This is a genomic window from Ruminococcus sp. HUN007, assembly GCF_000712055.1.
Taxonomy (GTDB): Bacteria; Bacillota; Clostridia; order Oscillospirales; family Ruminococcaceae; genus HUN007.
In genome coordinates this window covers 675471-693984 of record NZ_JOOA01000001.1, presented here as the reverse complement: position 1 = coordinate 693984, position 18514 = coordinate 675471, and the positions used below count along the sequence as shown (strand labels likewise).

Below are 18514 nucleotides of genomic sequence, written 5' to 3'. Positions count from 1 at the left end.
AATTATCTCTCCTTCAGTTCAGGCAGATACTGATTTACGAGTGATACAAGCTCATCGTCGCTGATCACAGTTACACGTCCGCCTTCATATTCTCTGTCGATCCATTCCTTCATTTTTGCTACAGCAGGATTTTTCTTGTCGATGCGTTTTTCTCCTGAGAGCCTGTAATAGTTGTTGATCCAGCAGGCGATACCTGCAAGTCCTGAAGATGCGCTTACTGATACGAGCGGCGGTCTGTTAAGAAGTGCAGTTGTGTCGAAGATGTTGTAGATCTCCTCGTCCTTCATAAGTCCGTCAGCGTGTATGCCGGCACGGGTGATGTTGAAGTTTCTTCCCACAAAAGGAGTCATGGACGGCAGATCGTAATGTGTTTCGTTTACGATGTAGTCAGCGATCTCGGTGATAACTGAAGTGTCCATTCCGTTCAGTGTTCCTTTGAGTGAAGCATATTCAAACACCATTGCTTCGAGCGGAACATTTCCTGTTCGTTCACCAATGCCGAGCAGAGAGCAGTTTACGGCACCGGCACCGTAGAGCCATGCAGCAGATGCATTGGCTACACCCTTGTAGAAATCGTTGTGTCCGTGCCATTCGAGCATATCGCTTGAAAAACCTGCGTAGTGCTGTAATCCGTAGATGATGCCGGATACACTTCGCGGAAGTGCCGCACCCGGATACGGAATACCGTATCCCATTGTGTCACAGGCACGTATTTTTACCGGCACTCCGCTTTCTTCGGAAAGCTTGCGGAGTTCGATCGCAAACGGAACTACAAATCCGTAGAAATCTGCACGTGTGATATCTTCAAAATGGCATCTTGGCTTCAGTCCGGCTTCGATGCATTCCTTTACGACGCCGAGATATTTGTCGAGGGCCTTTCTTCTGTCGAGTCCCATCTTATTGAAGATATGATAGTCAGAGCAGGAGACAAGGACGCCTGTTTCCTTTATGCCGATGTTTTTAACAAGCTCAAAATCCTTTTTGCTTGCTCTTATCCATGTCGTGATCTCAGGGAATTCATATCCGAGAGCCATGCACTGTTCGAGTGCATCACGGTCGCTCTTTGAATAAACGAAAAACTCAGTCTGTCTTATGATACCGTTTTTTACCGCCGAGACGATGCAGCATTTTATAAAGATCTACGATCTGCGCAGAGGTATAAGGCGCACGGGACTGCTGACCGTCACGGAATGAAGTATCAGTGATATATATTTCCTCCGGCATGTTCATAGGTACATGACGGTAGTTGAAAGCAACTTTCGGAACTTCCGAATAAGGGAACATTTCACGGAAGAGTTCAGGACGGTCAACTTCCTGCATTTCATATTCGTAAGTGTCAAAGTCAAGCAGATTCGTGCGTTTGCTGAGACTGATGTTCGGCATAGTGTGGTTCATAACCTTTTCCTCCTGATGTATTTCTGTATGATTGTGTTATTGTATACAATTATACATCTATACAGGATGCTTGTCAATACCCTGAACAGGACAAATAAAAAACAATGAAAAAAATAGTGACACCCCGGATGAGGTGTCACTGCATATATTTCCCCCTATATCATAAATAAGCCGTAAATATTTACTGTATCAGTATTTTTTTATATTTCCCTTTCAGCTTTCATTGTCTTTTTGTTTTCGTACATACGCTGGTCGGCGATTTTTTCGACATCATCAAAGTCATCTTTTTCCGGATCGTATGGAGCATATCCGTAGGCAATTGCAAGCGGAATCGGTGGTTTTTCCTTTTCGTTGTAATCTTCAGCAGATGAAGTCATTGTTTCGATCATTTCATCTATGGCTTTATCTTCTGCGTAGTCTGCAATAACAACAAATTCGTCGCCGCCGGTACGGAAGCATATGCCTTTACCTGAAAATCCTTCTTTGATGCAGTTTGCGGCCGCGATAATATGTCTGTCGCCTTCTGCATGACCGTAAACGTCATTTACAGTTTTCAGAAAGTTTATGTCAAGCTGGACGATAACGCACGGCATTTTGTTTTTGCGGATATTTTTTTCCTTTTCGTGAAATGCCGCACGGTTTGCCAGTTCTGTAAGACCGTCTGTGTATGCCATTTTCTCCATGAGCTCAGCACGCTTGCGTTCAACTGCAAGTCTGCCTCGTTCTCTGATAAGGTATACGCCCTCTGAGAAGATAAATATAAGAACACCAAGCTGAGTAAATGTACTTGCGCTTTCGCCGCTGTCCCGGTTCATCCAGTAGCGCGCCATATCTGTCGCAACACCGATTATCGCAGCAGTCATACCTATAAGTGTCATACGGACAAATATTGCACTTGTCTTTTTTTTCTTTATTGCAGTTACAATAAGGTTGATGACCATGATCATCGAAGCGGCAATGTTAATATGTGAAAGGTAAAGCAGGCTGTGAGGATCAGCTATACCTGACGACGAAAGTACGATATTGGCTGCGAGATCAACAGCGACCATCACTGCCAGAACAGGCTGAAACTTTGAATTTCTGTTGTGTGTGGCACTTGCCAGAAATGATACCGGTGGATATGGAATAAATACCAGACTGATATATGCAAGCATCTTCACACATTCCGGATGGTTGGTATATGTCTGAAGCAGATAAGTGTCATTGGCTGACCACATTGCCACCAGCATTGAAAAAGATCCGAGTGCGAAGAAATTCAGCATTTTTGTCGCGTTGAGCTCGCGGGAAGTAAATCCCATTATAAACATTACTATGCCGAAAGCAAACATGATCATGCAAATTAAGAAGCAGAAGGATCCCTGGTGATAAATATCTGCGATGAAAACAGATGATTCCTCAATACAGACTGATGACACGACCGGTAGTCTTCCGTCGTAAATAGGGTGAAGTTTAAGCGTTATCTCATTTGCGTCATACGGAATTGATACCATGTGGATATATAATCCGTATGATGCCCCGTAGGCTGGAGCCTGTTCAGGTGCATACCGGTATGCTGTCTGACCGTCAAATTCAATTTCGATCCAGGTGTCATCGGTTTTCAGGCATAAGCTCTGATTATATTTATCAATACTGCTTATGTTCCGCGTAAGCACCTTATCACCTGCCGGAAGATCATAAAGTGAATATTCCTTACCGTCTTCGCTTATCCATCCTGTCATCATGTCAATCGATGGTTTGAGCACGTGACTGCTCGGAGGCGAGAAGATAAAATATGCTAAGAGTACCAGAGCAACCGCAAGAAAAGGCATAAGAATATCCGTAATGAGCAGTATTCTTTTATTTAAAGATCTTTTTTCCATTAATCTAATACCTCATATCATAAATGTATTATGAAAACACAGATCTATTCAAAAATCAGCGTGGGGGGGCAGGGCGAAGCCCCGTAAATCCCACCTTCGGAAATCCGGCGAAGTCGGATTTCCGATTTAATCAGTGTTTCCTTAGATAATACTTTCTATTATTATACAGCATATTGTCCGTATTATCAATAGTTTTATTCTAAAAAATTATACATTACATATAATATAGTAAACGAAAAAAACCGTCACCTGATTGAGGTGACGGTTTTGCGTAAAGTACGCCGAAGGCTTATACACTTATGTATTTTCCGCAATCATCTTATCGATGAACTGCTTTGCTGCACGGGCGGAGCGGCCGCTCTTGGCGAGGGCGAACTGTTCGGCTTCGGCGAAGAGTTTTTCTTCCGGAATTGTGAGACCGTTCTGAGCCGCAAGTCCGGCAACGATCTTCAGGTATTCGTCCTTTAATGGCTTTGAGAACGAGATCTTCAGACCAAAACGTTCAGAAAGTGAGATGAGCTGCTGAACGGTGTCGTTTCTGTGTACATCGTCACCGTTTCTGTCCGAGAAGTTTTCCTTTACAAGGTGTCTTCTGTTGCTTGTTGCGTAGATGGCGATGTTTTGTGTACGTGCGGAAACGGAACCTTCCAGTATTGCCTTCAGTGCACCGAAATTGTCATCGTCCGATTCGAAACTCAAGTCATCGATAAACAGGATGAACTTAAGCGGATTGCTGCTGAGGCTGTCGATAACAGTCGGAATATCGCAAAGCTGATCCTTTCTGATCTCGATGATCCTGAGTCCTTCATTTCTGTATTCATTGGCAATAGCCTTTACAGATGAGGATTTACCCGTACCGGCATCACCTGTGAGAAGAACGTTTGATGCTGGTTTTCCTCTGAGAAGGGCAAGAGTATTGTCGATTATCATCTTGCGCTGGACCTCATATCCGATAAGCTGTGAAAGCTTGACTTCATCCGGATGCTTGACAGGAACGATATTTCCGTCCTTAACGATGAACATGTAGTACTTCGCATAGATGCCGTAGCCGAATTTATCAACGTTGTCTATTCGTGTACTGTATTCTGCCCTGAAATCATAAGCCGTATTGTCCCAGTCCGGAAGGAATCCGTCGTAGTCGATAAGAGCCTTTACCTCATCTGAAGATATCTGTGAGATTTCTTCGAGAGCAGAAAGTTCATTCTGAAGGCAGGAGAGCATCTTTTCACTGATCTCTTCGTTCTTGCCTTTCTTTATCATGCAGATGTTTTCGTCCTCGAAAACAAGTGTGAGAACATATGTGCCGAGGTCGTTGTGGTGACGGTAGAGGTCGGAAACGAAGTCGGCGTATGCGAGGATTGAATCCTCAGTCGGTGTTTCTTCATGACTTACGCATTTAAGAAGTCTGCTCAGACTCTGCATGGTCCGGCAGTTCATTATATCTCTGAAAATTACAAGTGAATTAAGCTTGTACCAGAGCTGTTTTAAAGAGCTTTTTATTTTAAAGCGCCTCTTTCTTAGTATGATTAATGACAGACCACCTCTCAAAGAGAGATGGTCTCAGGAATCCCCCCTCCCTCCGGGAGGGGGGCAGGGGGGTGGGGATTTACCGCATCAGCGATCAAAACTTATTGATTATAGCACCCTTGTCAGCTGAAGAAACCATTGCGGCATATCTTCTTGCATAACCTGTGATGTTTTCCTTCTTTAATATCTTTGTATTTGCACGTCTCTTTTCAAGTTCGTCATCAGGTATTTCAAGAGTGATGCTGTACTCAGGAATGTTGATCGAGATGATGTCGCCGTCTTCAACGTAAGCGATGTTACCTCCGCTTACAGCTTCAGGAGATACGTGTCCGATAGCAGCGCCTCTTGTGGCACCGCTGAAACGTCCGTCAGTGATGAGGGCAACGTCCTTGTCAAGACCCATACCGGCGATAGCTGAAGTAGGTGAGAGCATTTCTCTCATACCAGGACCGCCTGCAGGACCTTCGTAACGGATAACAACAACGTCACCGGCTTTGATCTTACCGCCGCGGATAGCTTCGATTGCGTCTTCCTCAGAGTTGAACACTCTTGCAGGACCGCTGTGAACGAGCATTTCAGGAGCAACGGCGCTTCTCTTTACTACGCATCCGTCAGGAGCGAGGTTTCCGCGGAGAACTGCAATGCCGCCTGTCTGTGAGTACGGGTTGTCTATCGGTCTGATGATATCAGGATTTTTGTTTACCACACCGGCAATGTTTTCACCGAGAGTCTTTCCTGTACATGTCATTACGTCTGTGTTGATAAGACCCTTCTTGTTCAGTTCGTTAAGTACAGCGTAAACACCGCCTGCCTCGTCGAGATCTTCCATGTAAGCGTGACCTGCCGGAGCGAGATGACAGATGTTCGGAGTCTTTGCGCTGATCTCGTTAGCCATGTCAAGGTTGATGGTGATACCGCATTCATTTGCGATAGCAGGGAGGTGGAGCATACTGTTTGTTGAGCAGCCGATAGCCATATCTGCTGTAAGTGCATTGTAGAATGCCTTTTCTGTCATGATGTCACGAGGACGGATATTCTTCTTAAGAAGGTCCATTACAGCCATGCCGGCTTTCTTGGCAAGCTTGATTCTTTCGGAATAAACAGCAGGAATAGTACCGTTGCCTCTGAGTCCCATGCCGAGAACTTCAGTAAGGCAGTTCATCGAGTTGGCTGTGTACATGCCTGAACATGAACCGCAGGTCGGACAAGCCTTGTTTTCGAATTCCTCAACGTCTTCCATTGTGATCTTTCCGGCTGTGTAGGCACCTACTGCCTCGAACATGCTTGAAAGTGAAGTCTTCTTTCCATTTACGTGACCTGCAAGCATAGGACCGCCGCTTACGAAAACTGTAGGAACGTTTACCCTGGCAGCAGCCATGAGAAGTCCCGGTACATTCTTGTCACAGTTAGGTATCATAACAAGTGCGTCGAAGTGATGTGCAAGAGCCATGCATTCTGTTGAGTCAGCGATGAGGTCTCTTGTTACCAGTGAGTACTTCATGCCCTTGTGACCCATTGCGATACCGTCACATACAGCTATGGCAGGGAAAACGACAGGAGTTCCGCCGGCCATTGAAACACCGGTCTTGACAGCTTCAACTATCTTGTCGATATTCATATGACCAGGAACGATCTCATTGTATGATGAAACGATACCAACGAGCGGACGTTCCATTTCTTCCTTTGTCATGCCGAGAGCATTGAAAAGGGAACGTGCAGGAGCCCATTCAACTCCGTCGCAGAAATAATTGTGATCCATTAAAATGACCGCCTTTCAGTATACTGAAACAGCCCCCTCCCTCTGAGGGACGGGGCTGTATTTGATTTTATGGAAATAGAGGAAACGCTGGTTTATTTATAAATCAGCGTTGGGGGTACGGGGCGAAGCCCCGCAGATCCCACCTCTTTTATCAGTGCTTTATTAAAGAAGATGATCAGTTGTTGATGAACTTGTCTTCTTCGCTGTTCCAGCTGTAGAGCTTTCTGATCTCTTCGCCGACCTTTTCTGATGGATGTTCAGAAGCAAGCTTTCTCATAGCTCTGAAGTGAGCCTGGCCGCCGGCTGGTGACATGTCGAGGAGGAATTCCTTAGCAAATGAGCCGTCCTGGATGTTCTTGAGGATCTGCTTCATTGTCTTCTTTGTTTCCTCTGTGATGATCTTAGGACCTGTGATGTAGTCACCGTATTCAGCTGTGTTTGAAATAGAGTATCTCATACCAGCGAAACCGCTCTGGTAAATAAGGTCAACGATGAGCTTCACTTCGTGGATACACTCAAAGTAAGCGTTTCTCGGGTCGTAACCAGCTTCAACAAGTGTTTCAAAACCAGCCTGCATGAGTGCGCAAAGACCGCCGCAGAGAACAGCCTGTTCACCGAAGAGGTCTGTTTCTGTTTCTGTTCTGAATGTTGTTTCAAGAACACCAGCTCTTGCACCGCCGATTGCGAGACCGTAAGCAAGAGCCATATCCTTAGCCTTGCCTGTAGCATCCTGAGCAACAGCAACGAGACAAGGAACACCCTTGCCAGCCTGGTATTCAGATCTTACTGTGTGTCCAGGTCCCTTAGGAGCGATCATTGTTACGTCAACGTCTGCCGGAGGAACAATCTGACCGAAGTGGATAGCAAAACCGTGAGCGAACATGAGCATATCGCCTGCCTTGAGGTTTGGTTCGATATCCTTCTTGTACATGCCGGCCTGCTTTTCATCATTGATGAGGATCATGATGATGTCAGCCTGCTTTGCAGCTTCAGCAGCTGTGAATACTTCAAATCCCTGCTTTACAGCCTTGTCCCATGACTTGCTTCCTTCGTAAAGGCCGATGATAACACGAGCCTTGTCACCAAGTGATTCCTTGGCGTTGAGTGCGTGTGCGTGACCCTGGCTGCCGTAACCGATAACAGCGATAGTCTTTCCGTAGAGAAGTGAAAGATCACAGTCTTCCTGATAATAAACCTTTGCTGAATTTTCCATTGTAAGGACTCCTTTATAATTAATAATTTATGGAAACACTGATTAAACCGGAAATCAGGCTTTGCCGGATTTCCGGAGGTGGGATTTGCGGGGCTTCGCCCCGGCCCCCGCGCTGATTTAAGAATAAGTCAGCGTTTCCTTATAGTTTATCCTGGCAGTCTTCAGTCTGATGATCTGAGACAGTGGCTGCCTCTTTCAAGAGCTACGATACCTGTACGGCATATCTCCATAATACCGAAAGGTTTTACGAGCTCAATAAAAGCATTGAGTTTGGTGGTTTCGCCTGTGATCTCGATACAGAGAGCATCAGGGGAGTAGTCAACGATCTTTGAACGGAATACGTCAACTGCGGCAAGTACGTCCTGTCTTGTTGAGGAATCGTTCTTTACCTTGACAAGGAGAAGTTCGCGTGTAACTGTGTCATCGCGTTCCATCACCTGTACCTGCTTTACGTCGTGGAGCTTGCTGAGCTGCTTGACTACCTGATCCTTTGCGTAGTCGTCGCCGATCATGGAAACTGTGATCCTTGAGAATTCAGGTGATTCAGTTTCGCCCACTGTAAGTGTGTCAATGTTGAAGCCGCGTCTTGTGAACATGCTTGAGACTCTTGTCATAACACCCGGCTTGTTGGTAACGAGTATGCTGAAAATGTGTTTTCCCATAAGATCAGCCTCCTATGTGTGTGATGATATTGTCGATGCATCCGCCAGGAGGGAGCATAGGGAGAACGAATTCATTCTCATCTACTGCGCAGTCGATAACGCACGGACGCTTTGAAGCGATGGCTTCATCAAGAGCTTTTGAAAGTTCTTCGGTAGTTGTGGCTGAGAAGCCGAGAGCACCGAATGCTTCAGCTATTTTTGTGAACTTTGTCTGGCGCTTGTCGAGTATTGTATTTGAGTAGTGTTTATCGAAGAAGAGTGTCTGCCACTGCTTTACCATGCCGAGTACGTGGTTGTTCATAACAACTACGATAACAGGAATGTCAAATGAAACAGCAGTTGCGAGTTCGTTAAGGTTCATGCCGAAGCTTCCGTCACCTGTGAAAAGAACAACGGGATCTTTTGTGCCTTCATATGAACCGATGGCAGCACCAAGGCCAAATCCCATTGTTCCGAGACCGCCGCTTGAAATGAACTTTCTCGGCTGTGAGAAACGGTAACGCTGAGCAACCCCACATCTGATGCTGACCAACGTCTGTGACGATAACAGCGTTTTCAGGCATCTTTTCATTTACAGTGTCAACAATGTCATAAGGAGTCATCTTGTCTGACTTTGTAAGTGAAGCAGCTTCTTCAGCCTTAAACTTTTCAACCTGTGCCTTCCACTCAGGATTGCTCTTTTTGCCTACCATGGAAATGAGCTTTGCGAGTGTTGATTTTATATCACCAGTAATGCCGACATCGGAAGTGATGTTCTTGTCGATCTCGGCAGCGTCGATGTCGATGTGGATTATACGGCAGTTTCTTGTGTATACATCCTTTTTGCCTGTTGCTCTGTCACTGAAACGTGCACCTGCACAGATAACGAGGTCTGCTTCAGCCTGAGCCATTGAGGATGCGTAGTGACCGTGCATGCCCTGCATTCCGAGGAAGCGCGGGTTATTGAACGGTACAGCAGAAATACCCATCATGCTGCATCCGATGTATGCGTCGGTAAGTTCAGCAAGCTTTTCGATCTCTTTGCCTGCGTTGCCTGAAATAGCACCGCCGCCTGCGTAGATGTACGGCTTTTTGCTTTCAGCGATAAGCTTTGCAGCTTCAGCAAGCAGGGTTTCATCAGCTTCCGGAACCGGAAGAGGAGAAGCGACCGGCTTGTTTGTAAACTCGGTAACTGCGACCTGAACATTTTTCGGAATGTCAACAAGAACAGGACCTGGTCTGCCTGAACGTGCGATGAGAAAAGCTTCTCTGAGCGTGTCGGCAAGATCTTCAATGTTCTTTACTATATAGTTATGCTTTGTTATCGGAAGAGTGATTCCACAGATATCGACTTCCTGGAAGCTGTCTCTGCCGAGAAGTGAGCATGGGACGTTACCCGTGATTGCCACCATAGGGACTGAGTCAAGGTAAGCGGTTGCTATACCTGTGACGAGATTTGTTGCTCCCGGACCTGATGTTGCAAGACATACACCTGTTTTGCCTGTTGAACGTGCATATCCGTCGGCAGCGTGTGAAGCACCCTGCTCGTGGGCAGTAAGGACGTGTTTGATACGGTCCTGATACTCGTAGAGAGCGTCATAGATGTTTATGACCTGTCCGCCCGGATATCCGAAAATACAGTCACAGCCCTGCTCGATCAGAACTTCAATAATGATCTGTGAACCTGATAATTTCATAAGCGTGTGAATTCCTTTCAAAAAATATACTTTACCAGGGAAACAATGATTAAACCGGAAATCCGGCTTCGCCGGATTTCCCGAGTCGGGATTTGCGGGGCTTCGCCCCGGAGCCCCGCGCTGATTTATGAATAAATCAGCGTTTCCCCGGAAATAAAGTCTATAAAAATAATTATACCATAACAGATTACTGATTTCAACATCTATAGTAAACGAAAAATTTATTTTCCAGCTAAAGTTATGAAAATAAAAAAATCCGCTTTCAAATATATAAAATAAATTGTGTGTGAATTATAAACAAATAATGGTCGCTTCGTATATTGAAATTGACATTTTGCACCCCGATTCATGAAAAAATCATAAAATTCGCTTGACAAACTATATTTGTACAGTTATAATTAACAACATAGCAAACTCTTATGTAACAAGGATTGCATACAGATTTTTGCGATGGTTATTTTATCCGGAAATTGATCTGAATAATATCCGATCATTTTTTAAGACGCGGCAACTGATTATTTTTTTAATAGTATATTTTTCTTAATGATATTAGGGCATCGGAGGATATAAACCGGAAGGGGCTCCACTTACGGACATTGGACTTGTCACATATTATTTTTCCCTCACAGCAAAGCTTTGATTAAACAAACAGCGGCACAGGGTGCGACAAAGGCTCCAGATCAGTTTGGAGAGCAGACCATTTATTTTTATCAGTTAGTTAGTTTAAAACTAACTTGGATATATGGCCCAGTAGCTTAATTCCAGAGCGTTGTTTATCAAAAGGTGGCGGTGAAAATCCGCTCGTGGTCTAAAAAAATTCACTATAGTGAGGTAATTGAAATGTTTGAAGACAAGACATTAGTTTGTAAGGATTGCGGTGCTGAATTCGTATTCACTGCAGGCGAACAGGAGTTCTACGCTGAAAAAGGTTTTGAAAATGAACCACAGAGATGCAAGGCTTGCCGCAGCGCAAGAAAGGCTTCTTCAAAGAGCGAAAGAGAACTCTTTACAGCAGTATGTGCTGAATGCGGCGGCGAAGCAAGAGTACCGTTCAAGCCTAGAGAGGATCGTCCGGTTCTTTGCAGCGAATGTTTCGCAAAGAAGAATGCTTAATTTCTGATTTTTCAGAACGGTAAGTATTTTTCGGAATATAGATCGATACAAACTAAGAAGTGCAGACTCGTTTCGGGTGTGCACTTTTTTTCATTAAATTCTCAGAACACCACTTGTTTTTTTCATATCAATATGGTATGATATTCAATGTAAGTATTCAGCCGGAGATCTGACGTTTGTACGGAAGATGCACCGGAGTTGTACAGCATTCAGTAACGGAGGAATTAACATGGATTTTAAAGTAACAAAAGATATGATAATAGGCGATATTCTTGATAAGTGCCCGCAGTGTGCACCTGTTCTTATGGAAATTGGAATGCACTGTCTTGGCTGCCCGTCAGCAAGAGGCGAATCACTCGCTGATGCATGTATGGTTCACGGAGTTGACGCTTCAGAAATCGAAAACAAGATCAACAACATCATTGCAGCACTTTGATTTTAACTGAATATTTAAAATAAATCAGGCATAACCGGCCGGCGTATTTATTTACGTCAGCTGGTTATGCCTGTTTTTAGTTCAGCGTTATTTTTTTAAGGAAACATTGATTAAATCGGAAATCCGGCTTCGCCCCGAACCCCCACGCTGATTTATGAATAAATCAGCGTTTCCTTAAGCTTTCGAGGAAAGCGACGGCTTCTTTTGGTCCACCGCAGGTGTGGAAGCTTTCCGATATTTTTAAGGCATTGTTTTTGTACTCCGGATCGTTTAAAATGGTTTTCAGCGAGGTGAGTATATCTTCTTCCGATACTGATTTTAAACGTATTCCGGCGCCGAGTTCTTCTGTTCTTTTTGCTACCGCACCCTGTTCAGGTGTCTGAGGGAAGAGAACAAGCGGGACTTTGTAGTACAGGGCTTCGGAGGTGGAATTCATGCCGCAGTGGGTGATGAATGCGTCAGCAACTGACAGTACGGCCATCTGATCGACAAAGTCATATATTTCGATATTGTCCGGTACATTTTCAAAATGCTCGCTGTTATGACCCAGCGAAATGATCACCTGCCAGCTTGTCTTTCCGAGAGCGTTTATGCAGTTCCTGTAAAATTCTTCGTTCCGGTTTACGGTTCCCATTGAGACAAATACTGTTTTATCAGCTTTTTTGGGGAAAGGTTCCTTTACAGGACGCATGGAAGGGCCGATAAAATGATACCTGTCAGAAAATGTTTCGGAACGCGGCTGAAAGTACTTTGAGGTGTAAACGATGGTGTTTGTATCGTTGTCATTCTGAACTATTTCCAGAAGACTTTTTACGGGATATCCTTTTTCTCTGAGACGGGCGAGCTGCCGGTTTATCTTTGGCATTGCAAACAGCATTTTTATTATATCAAGCGGAGATTCCTTCATGTACTTTGCCGAGTATCTGTTGAAAGCGAATGTGGTAGTGGAAGAAACATAAGGTATTCCGTGTTTCAGGGCGACCAGCTTGCCCCAGAATGCAATGGAGTCAGATACGATGAGATCCGGTTTTATCTCCGTTATCTTTTCCGAGGTCATTTCATCGAGAGCAAGTGTGGAGGAAACAAGAAGTTCCGTGGCAAACGCTTTGTCCTTGCCGACACGGTCGGCGTTTTCCCTGTCCTCCATTTCAAAATCATATCCGTCACAGCTTATAAACTTTGCACCGGTGTTTTCAATCTTTTCCTTAAACATTTCAAATGAAAAATAGAAGACCTCATGTCCGGCTGCGGTCAGTTCTTTCACCAGTGCTAGTGTCGGATTGGTGTGTCCGTGAGCAGGAACACAGAACCAGGCTATTTTCATTTTACGTCACCGTCCTTTTCATCAAAAGTCGCTGCAAACAGCTCTGAAAATGCGCCTTTCGGCGGAATAGCGATCCCACGTTCGTCATCGCCGAGTATAAGCAGAGTGTCTCCCGGCTTTATGCCGAAAACTTCGCGTGCCTGTTTTGGGATCACTATCTGGCCTTTTTCCCCTACAGTAGCTGTCCATGCATATTTTCCTTTCGGTGTTTTCATATGGTTCACCTCACAGTATGATTTGTTATACAAATCATACCACGAAATCAGACAAAAGTCAAGAACAGTCAAGAACAGAGGTGTGATAATAACGACGTTTTGTTTGACTAATATTTCATATTATGGTATACTAAAAAAGCTATGATCACAGTTAAGGAAACACTGATTAAATCAGAAATCCTGCTTCGCAGGATTTCCGGAGGCGGGATTTGCGGGGCTTTAACCCGGAAGCCCCCGCTGATTTATGAATAAAGCAGCGTTTCCTTAAGAAAGGAAAATACGGATGAATATTCAGATTTTCGGAAAGTCAAAATGCTTTGATACGAAAAAGGCGGAGCGTTTTTTCAAGGAACACGGTATAAAGTTTCAGTCGGTCGATATTCTTTCAAAAGGGCTGAGTGCCGGTGAGTTCAGAAGCGTGTCGCAGGCTGTGGGCGGAGTTGACGCTCTTATAGATGAAAAGAATAAGGATTACTGCGATATAAAATATCTGCTTGACGATGCAAAGCCGGACAAACTGATGGAGTGTCCGAAACTCTATAAAACGCCGATAGTCAGAAACGGAAAAACCGCAACGGTCGGCTACTGCCCGGACGTGTGGAACGAGTGGATAAAATCTGAAAAATAAAACAGCCGGAGGAAAAACATGATTTGCGATAACAGACTTTTAAAATGTGCGTCTATGGTGAGCGGAAAAGGGATCGTATGCGATGTCGGGACAGACCACGCCTATCTTCCGGTGTATCTGCTTGAAAAAGGCATCTGTGCCGGAGCCGTCGCAGGTGATATAGCTGACGGTCCGCTTGAAGCTGCCGCAGCTACGGTTAAAAAGGCAGGACTTGAAGATAAAATAGACGTTGTAAAATCTGACGGACTTAAAAATATTAAGCCTGAGGGAATAACAGATGTTGTTATGGCCGGAATGGGCGCTGAAACTATCAGTGAGATAATCGCTGCCGCACCATGGCTTGAGAACGGCGTTAATCTTGTGCTTCAGCCTATGACTAAGGAGCCTTACCTGAGAAAATGGCTTTATGAAAACGGCTATATAATAGTAAAGGAAGAGGCAGTCTCTGACGGTGACCGCATCTATACTGTCATGAACGTCCGTTTTGACGGCTTCCGTATGACTGTAAGCGATAACTTTGCTGAGACGGGAATGTTTGACCTGAGCGATGAGGAATCATTTAAATATATAAGAAAACATGCGGCAAAGCTTAAGAATGTATCCGAGGGTATCAGACGTTCAGGGAAAGAGGACACCGCAGATCTTGATAAAATGATATGCTTTATCGATGAAATTTCCAAAGGTACAAAGAAGTTCACAGTCGGTGATATATACGACGAGATAGACCGCATCGCTCCTTTCCGTACGCAGGATGACTGGGACAATTCCGGTCTGCTCGTGGGCGACAGGGATACTGAGGTAACCGGTATTCTTACTGCACTTGACATAACCCATGAAACAATAGGTGAGGCCATAGCAAAAAAGGCTAATCTCATTGTTTCACATCATCCGGTTATTTTCAGGCCACTTAAGCATCTTTCGATGAGTGATCCGGCAGTTCATCTTGCAGCGGCCGGCATTTCAGCAATATGTGTTCATACTCCGCTTGACAAGGCTGTTCACGGCATCAACGATATGATCGCAGATATGATAGGCCGTGAATTTTCTGTTTCCGGTACAAGGACTCCGATGATCTCTGAAAGTCCGGATTCTGCTGACGGAGACGGGAGAATAATCGAGATCACCGAAGAAGGTCTTTCAGCGGAAGACATGGCACGCAGGCTCGGAAAAATGTTCGGCGGAGGTCCGGTGCGTTTTGCTCCGGGAATGCGGAAGATAAGAAGAGTGGCCATCTGTTCGGGAAGCGGCGGATCACTTCTTTCATTCGTTTCAAAAAATAACTGTGACGCATACATCACAGGTGACGTAAAACATGACGTATGGCTCAGTGCTGTCAGTGAGGGAATAACACTCTTCGACTGCGGACATTTCTACACTGAACGCATGAGTGCGGAATATCTTGCAAAGCTGCTTAAAACTGCAGCTCCGGGAGTAAACGTTGAAACTGCAGCGACATGTACTGATGTTGTACGCTGTATCTGAAAACCGAAAAAACAAAATTAAGCGTGGACTAGGGTATCATCCTCTGCAGTTTCCGCGCACGTAAATAACATATAAAGGAGAAAAACAAATGGCATTGGACGGAGCGTTCCTTCATCTTGTAAAGAAGGAACTTGAATTTCTCATAGGTGCCAGAGTTGATAAGATATATCAGCCATCGAAGGAACAGATGGTAATAGGATTACGCTACAGGGGAGGGAGTGCGAGACTTCTTTTCAGTGCGGCTGCTGACAGTGCCCGTGTGCACATCACGTCTTCTGACATAGATAATCCTGCTGTACCGCCTATGTTCTGCATGCTTATGAGAAAACATCTCGGAGGAGCAAAGCTTCTCGGAATAAGACAGGACGGGTTCGAAAGAATACTCTGCTTCGACTTTGAAGCTATGAATGAACTCGGCGATCTTGTAAACCTTACGCTGGTAAGCGAAATAATGGGCAAGTACTCGAACCTTATCCTTGTGGGCGATGACGGATGCATCATTGACAGTATAAAAAGGGTCGATGCGGAAATGTCGAGGGCAAGACTCGTGCTTCCGAAAATGAAATACGAGCTTCCGCCGCGTGATAACAGACTTCTGTTTACAGAAGCATCTGATGAGGATATACGTGCGGCTCTGGCTGAGTACAAGACCGGTGATCCGGCAAAGGCGCTTGTAAAGATATTTGAAGGTATTTCACCGGTGATCGCGAGAGAATGGATCTTCTATGCCACAAGAGGTGAAGATACTGATCTGTCGGCGATGGACGAAAACATTATGAGCAGGCTGCTGTTCAGAATAAAGCAGACAGCTGAGCAGTACCGTGAAGGCAGGCTTCAGTACACCGTACTCAGAACGAAGGAAAATCTGCCAAAGGACTTTACATTCATTGACGTACAGCAGTACGGAGCGATACTTGTCAAGCAGCAGAAGGAAAGTGCCTGCGAAACACTTGATTATTTCTACGCTTCAAGAGATACTGAATCGAGAATAAAGCAGCGTGCAAACGATCTTTTCAGACTGCTTATGAATCTTACCGAGAGAATAAGCAAGAGAATATCGAACCAGCAGGCTGAGCTTGCAGACTGTGACAGGAAGGACGAATACAAACTGTACGGAGACCTGCTTTCAGCAAATATTTACCGTATAAACAAGGGCGATGAAAGCGTAACTCTTGAAAACTTCTACGATGAAAACTGTCCGCAGGTGGAAATAAAGCTGGACAGCAGACTTGCTCCGGCAAAGAACGTGCAGAAATACTATCACGAGTACAAGAAGCTGGTGACTGCTGAACAGGTGCTGACTGAACAGATACGTAAAAACAGCGAGGAGCTTGTGTACATCGAAAGCGTTTTTGATTCGCTTACGAGAGCACGCACCGACCTTGACATAATCGAACTGAGAGCTGAACTTGCCGAACAGGGTTACTTAAGAGCCGGAAAGATGAAAGGCAAACCGCCTAAGGAACAGCCGCCGCTTAAGTTTAAGACCAGTGACGGATTTTCAGTGTTCGTAGGCAGGAACAACAGGCAGAACGACAAGCTTACACTGAAGACTGCCGGAAAGACGGATATATGGTTCCACACCCATAATATCACCGGTTCCCATGTCATACTTTTTACCGAAGGAAAGACGCCGTCTGACAAGGCGATAATGGAAGCCGCCATGCTTGCGGCATACCACAGCAAGGCGAAGAATTCATCCCAGGTGCCGGTGGACTATACCGAAGCGAGATTTGTAAAGAAGCCGAACGGAGCAAAGCCGGGAATGGTCATCTTTACGAACAACTCAACGGTTTATGTAAAGCCGGATGAAGATGAGGTAAATGCCCTTAAGGAGGGAAAGTAATTGAGAGAGAAGATAAATGCTGTAATAGACAAAAACTTTGACGAGATGATCAGTATACTCAGAAGTATTATTGCTGTACCGAGTGTTTCAGTTCCCGGATCACCGGATATGCCGTACGGAAAAGAATGTGCACGTGTGCTCAGAAATTTTCTGGACACTGCAGATGAATACGGGTTCTGTACGAACAATTTTGAAAACTATGCAGGTACGGTGGAGTATAACGAAAAACCTGTGAAACTCGGTGTTCTGTGTCATCTTGATGTTGTGCCGGTAACTGAAAAGGACTGGACTTTCAAACCTTTCGGCGGTGAGATATCTGACGGAAGAATATACGGACGCGGAACGATCGATGATAAAGGCCCTGCTGTTGCAGTACTGTTTGCTTTAAGGGCACTTAAGGAACTGAATATCGATCTTACACACAATGTACGTTTCATAGTCGGCTGCGATGAGGAAAACGGATCCACTGACATGGAGTACTATATGAAGCGTGAATCCATGCCTGAACTTGTTTTTACGCCTGACGGTGACTATCCTGTCATTAATTTTGAAAAGGGTATGCTCAGACTCCGCATAAGAAAAAATGCAGCGTTTTCCCATGTGAAAATGATGCGCGGCGGCACTGTACCGAATGCAGTTCCTTCTGATGCTTATGCGGTGGTTACCGGTATCACACATTTTAATGAAGCGGAAAACATAACGGTTACGGAAAAAGACGGAGCGGTCCTGATCGAATTCAAGGGTTCAGCAGCACATGCTTCCACACCGTATGACGGTGTTAATGCAGTTACAGGTCTTGTGGATTATCTGTGCACTCTTGATCTTGATACAGAGGAAAGAAAAACTTTTGAAAACATAAAAAAAGCCTTTGTACACGGTGATTTCAGCGGAAGCGGATGCGGAATAAAGATGTCGGACAAAACGGGTGATCTCACTGAGGTACTGAGTATTGTTTCGCTTGATGACGGAGTTCTGGAATTCAGGATCGACGTGCGTTATCCGGAAAGCGGAAACAAGGAGGACATAATTTCAAAGATCACTGAAACGGTCGCACCTGCCGGATTTGAGCTTATAACAGATATTGCAAGCCTGCCGCACAGCGTGGATGAAAACAGTGATTTCATAAAGACTCTTCTCGGCGTGTACGAAAGAGAGAGCGGCCTTAAAGGATACTGCAAGGCTATAGGCGGCGGAACATACGTTCACGACATCGAGGGCGGCGTTGCATTCGGTGCTGAATTTCCGGGCGAGGAAAACAACATGCACGGCAACGACGAGTCCGTTTCCCTCGACAGCCTGAGACTCAACGCCAAAATAATGGCGAATGCCATCTACGAAATCTGCAAGTAAACTGCATGACTCAGGCGAAAAGAAAAATT

Annotated in this window: 13 protein-coding genes and 2 pseudogenes; 6 read left to right on the top strand and 9 right to left on the bottom strand. The window is 45.1% G+C overall.

Annotated elements, in window-relative coordinates; genetic code table 11:
• Positions 1-2 precede the first annotated feature (2 nt).
• The 7 genes and pseudogenes from CC97_RS02990 to ilvB form a co-directional block, all read right to left on the bottom strand.
• A pseudogene (locus CC97_RS02990) lies at positions 3-1383 on the bottom strand (2-isopropylmalate synthase).
• A gap of 212 nt (positions 1384-1595) precedes the next feature.
• Positions 1596-3254 (bottom strand): GGDEF domain-containing protein, encoded by a 1659-nt coding sequence (locus tag CC97_RS02985; protein ID WP_044973653.1) that lies wholly within the window; start codon positions 3252-3254, stop codon positions 1596-1598.
• A 297-nt stretch (positions 3255-3551) separates the two neighbouring features.
• Positions 3552-4802 (bottom strand): ATP-binding protein, encoded by a 1251-nt coding sequence (locus CC97_RS02980; RefSeq protein ID WP_242848105.1) that lies wholly within the window; start codon positions 4800-4802, stop codon positions 3552-3554.
• Positions 4803-4875: 73 nt separating this feature from the next.
• Entirely contained in the window at positions 4876-6540 is a 1665-nt protein-coding gene (gene ilvD / locus CC97_RS02975; protein ID WP_044973652.1) for a dihydroxy-acid dehydratase, read from the bottom strand.
• A 175-nt stretch (positions 6541-6715) separates the two neighbouring features.
• Positions 6716-7753, bottom strand: a complete 1038-nt coding sequence (gene ilvC / locus CC97_RS02970) for a ketol-acid reductoisomerase (RefSeq protein ID WP_044973651.1) — start codon at positions 7751-7753, stop codon at positions 6716-6718.
• 161 nt (positions 7754-7914) lie between these two features.
• Complete coding sequence (gene ilvN / locus CC97_RS02965; protein ID WP_044973650.1) at positions 7915-8415, bottom strand: acetolactate synthase small subunit; 501 nt, start codon at positions 8413-8415, stop codon at positions 7915-7917.
• Between the two features lie 4 nt (positions 8416-8419).
• Positions 8420-10091 (bottom strand): annotated as a pseudogene (ilvB, locus tag CC97_RS02960) (biosynthetic-type acetolactate synthase large subunit).
• 840 nt (positions 10092-10931) lie between these two features.
• On the opposite strand from ilvB, the gene CC97_RS02955 reads away from it, so the two are divergent.
• Both CC97_RS02955 and CC97_RS02950 read left to right on the top strand, forming a co-directional pair.
• Positions 10932-11204: a zinc-ribbon domain containing protein gene (locus CC97_RS02955; RefSeq protein WP_044973649.1), complete on the top strand. Its 273-nt coding sequence runs from the start codon at positions 10932-10934 to the stop codon at positions 11202-11204.
• Between the two features lie 229 nt (positions 11205-11433).
• Positions 11434-11640: a DUF1858 domain-containing protein gene (locus CC97_RS02950; RefSeq protein ID WP_044973648.1), complete on the top strand. Its 207-nt coding sequence runs from the start codon at positions 11434-11436 to the stop codon at positions 11638-11640.
• A 163-nt stretch (positions 11641-11803) separates the two neighbouring features.
• On the opposite strand, the gene CC97_RS02945 is transcribed toward CC97_RS02950, so the two are convergent.
• Both CC97_RS02945 and CC97_RS02940 read right to left on the bottom strand, forming a co-directional pair.
• A complete protein-coding gene (locus tag CC97_RS02945; protein WP_044973647.1) occupies positions 11804-12964 on the bottom strand; it encodes a macrolide family glycosyltransferase in 1161 nt (386 codons plus the stop codon).
• The gene (locus CC97_RS02940) at positions 12961-13179 is read right to left on the bottom strand and encodes an AbrB/MazE/SpoVT family DNA-binding domain-containing protein (protein ID WP_044973646.1); all 219 of its coding nucleotides are present in this window, start codon (positions 13177-13179) and stop codon (positions 12961-12963) included. The genes CC97_RS02945 and CC97_RS02940 overlap by 4 nt, the downstream gene beginning before the upstream one ends.
• A 283-nt stretch (positions 13180-13462) precedes the next feature.
• Here CC97_RS02940 and CC97_RS02935 point away from each other — a divergent pair, with 283 nt between their 5' ends.
• The 4 genes from CC97_RS02935 (at position 13463) to CC97_RS02920 (ending at position 18485) form a co-directional block, all read left to right on the top strand.
• Complete coding sequence (locus tag CC97_RS02935; RefSeq protein ID WP_156036746.1) at positions 13463-13807, top strand: arsenate reductase family protein; 345 nt, start codon at positions 13463-13465, stop codon at positions 13805-13807.
• Positions 13808-13825: 18 nt separating this feature from the next.
• Positions 13826-15289 (top strand): Nif3-like dinuclear metal center hexameric protein, encoded by a 1464-nt coding sequence (locus CC97_RS18515; RefSeq protein ID WP_049962654.1) that lies wholly within the window; start codon positions 13826-13828, stop codon positions 15287-15289.
• 88 nt (positions 15290-15377) lie between these two features.
• A complete protein-coding gene (locus tag CC97_RS02925; RefSeq protein ID WP_044973644.1) occupies positions 15378-17135 on the top strand; it encodes an NFACT RNA binding domain-containing protein in 1758 nt (585 codons plus the stop codon).
• A complete protein-coding gene (locus CC97_RS02920) occupies positions 17136-18485 on the top strand; it encodes a Sapep family Mn(2+)-dependent dipeptidase (RefSeq protein ID WP_049962653.1) in 1350 nt (449 codons plus the stop codon). It begins immediately after the preceding gene.
• Positions 18486-18514: the final 29 nt, after the last annotated feature.

Excerpts from the sequence above, each read along its gene's own strand:
- CC97_RS02945 (WP_044973647.1), bottom strand. The coding sequence starts at position 12,964 with ATGAAAATAGCCTGGTTCTGTGTTCCTGCTCACGGACACACCAATCCG.
- CC97_RS02940 (WP_044973646.1), bottom strand. The coding sequence starts at position 13,179 with ATGAAAACACCGAAAGGAAAATATGCATGGACAGCTACTGTAGGGGAA.
- CC97_RS02985 (WP_044973653.1), bottom strand. The coding sequence starts at position 3,254 with ATGGAAAAAAGATCTTTAAATAAAAGAATACTGCTCATTACGGATATT.
- CC97_RS02935 (WP_156036746.1), top strand. The coding sequence starts at position 13,463 with ATGAATATTCAGATTTTCGGAAAGTCAAAATGCTTTGATACGAAAAAG.
- ilvC (WP_044973651.1), bottom strand. The coding sequence starts at position 7,753 with ATGGAAAATTCAGCAAAGGTTTATTATCAGGAAGACTGTGATCTTTCA.
- CC97_RS02950 (WP_044973648.1), top strand. The coding sequence starts at position 11,434 with ATGGATTTTAAAGTAACAAAAGATATGATAATAGGCGATATTCTTGAT.
- CC97_RS18515 (WP_049962654.1), top strand. The coding sequence starts at position 13,826 with ATGATTTGCGATAACAGACTTTTAAAATGTGCGTCTATGGTGAGCGGA.
- CC97_RS02925 (WP_044973644.1), top strand. The coding sequence starts at position 15,378 with ATGGCATTGGACGGAGCGTTCCTTCATCTTGTAAAGAAGGAACTTGAA.
- ilvN (WP_044973650.1), bottom strand. The coding sequence starts at position 8,415 with ATGGGAAAACACATTTTCAGCATACTCGTTACCAACAAGCCGGGTGTT.
- ilvD (WP_044973652.1), bottom strand. The coding sequence starts at position 6,540 with ATGGATCACAATTATTTCTGCGACGGAGTTGAATGGGCTCCTGCACGT.
- CC97_RS02955 (WP_044973649.1), top strand. The coding sequence starts at position 10,932 with ATGTTTGAAGACAAGACATTAGTTTGTAAGGATTGCGGTGCTGAATTC.